The 1,551-nt window shown below is 63.9% G+C and carries 2 protein-coding genes; both read left to right on the top strand.

What is annotated here, in order from left to right; translation table 11 throughout:
* Window positions 1-585: NfeD family protein (locus tag V7080_RS25345; RefSeq protein ID WP_334191149.1), on the top strand; the 585-nt coding region annotated here is incomplete at its 5' end.
* Window positions 586-587: 2 nt separating this feature from the next.
* Window positions 588-1,370: a slipin family protein gene (locus tag V7080_RS25340; RefSeq protein ID WP_334191148.1), complete on the top strand. Its 783-nt coding sequence runs from the start codon at window positions 588-590 to the stop codon at window positions 1,368-1,370.
* Window positions 1,371-1,551: the final 181 nt, after the last annotated feature.

Below are 1,551 nucleotides of genomic sequence, written 5' to 3'. Positions count from 1 at the left end.
GCGCTGATCCTGGTGACCATCGGCATCTACGGCCTGATGTTCGAGTTCATGAGCCCCGGCATGGTGGTGCCGGGCGTGGTCGGCGGCATCTGCCTGCTGCTCGGCTTGTACGCATTGCAGCTCTTGCCGGTGAACTATGCGGGGCTGGCGCTGATCATTCTCGGGATGGCCTTCCTGCTGGCGGAAGCCTTCCTGCCCAGTTTCGGCGCGCTCGGCCTCGGCGGCATCGCCGCCTTCGTCACGGGCGCATTGATGCTCATCGATACCGACCTGCCGGGGTACGGCATCCCGGTCGGGTTGATCGCCGGCATCGCCGTCGCAAGCGCATTGTTCGTCGCGGCCATCGCCGCCGTGGCGTTGAAAACCCGGCGCCGTCCCGCCAAGGCAGGGCCGGGCGACATGATCGGCAGCCAAGCGGAGATCGTGAACGTAACGCCGGAAGATGCATGGGCGCATATCCACGGCGAGACATGGCGGGTGGTCAGCGATGCGCCGCTGCATCGCATGCAAAGGGTGCGTGTCGTGGCACGCGATGGACTGGTGCTGCGGGTCGTTCCCGCCGGCACCGACAAACAAGGAGAATAAGCATGTACTTCGACTTCAGCATCGCCGGACTGATCGTCCCCTTCATCGTCCTCATCATCGTGCTGGCCATGTCCATCCGCGTGCTGCGGGAATACGAGCGCGGCGTCGTCTTTCAGCTCGGCCGCTTCTGGGGCGTGAAGGGGCCGGGGCTGATCATCATCATCCCGGTTCTGCAGCAGATGGTGCGGGTGGACCTGCGCACCGTCGTGCTGGACGTGCCGACCCAGGATGTGATTTCGCGCGACAACGTATCGGTGAAGGTCAACGCGGTCCTTTACTTCCGCGTCGTCGATCCGGAAAAGGCCATCATCCAGGTCGCCAATTTCTTCGAGGCGACCAGCCAGCTTGCGCAGACGACCCTGCGCGCGGTGCTGGGCAAGCATGAGCTCGACGACATGCTGGCCGAGCGCGAGCGGCTGAACCTGGATATCCAGCAGGTGCTGGATGCGCAGACCGATGCCTGGGGCATCAAGGTGGCGAATGTCGAGATCAAGCATGTCGACCTCGACGAATCGATGATACGCGCCATCGCGCGGCAGGCGGAGGCGGAGCGCGAGCGCCGCGCCAAGGTGATCCATGCGGAAGGCGAACTGCAGGCATCCGAAAAGCTGATGCAGGCGGCACAGGTGCTGTCCCGGCAATCGGGCGCGATGCAACTGCGCTACATGCAGACGCTCGGCACGATCGCGGGCGACCGCACGTCGACCATCGTGTTCCCGCTGCCAATCGAACTGCTGGCCGGCATGGCGGAACTGGCGGCGAAGATGCCGCGCAGCGAAGGCTGAGCGGGAGGGTCGGCAAACTGTCGTGAAATTGTAAGTTCCGCATTCAAAGTTCCGACAATTTCCACACAGTCACGGCGACGGCGACTGCCTATCATGGCGGCTTTGCTACTCCATTGAACGCCATGCCGACCACCCGTCCGAAAGTTCACCTCTCCCGCTACCGCCAGCGCCTGCTCTGGGC

The organism is Noviherbaspirillum sp. (genome assembly GCF_036846085.1).
GTDB lineage: Bacteria > Pseudomonadota > Gammaproteobacteria > Burkholderiales > Burkholderiaceae_D > Noviherbaspirillum.
Note: the sequence above shows the minus strand (reverse complement) of the source record. Positions and strands in the feature narration are given on the sequence as shown.

Coding starts and splice junctions, on each gene's coding strand:
- V7080_RS25340 (WP_334191148.1), top strand. CDS start 588: ATGTACTTCGACTTCAGCATCGCCGGACTGATCGTCCCCTTCATCGTC.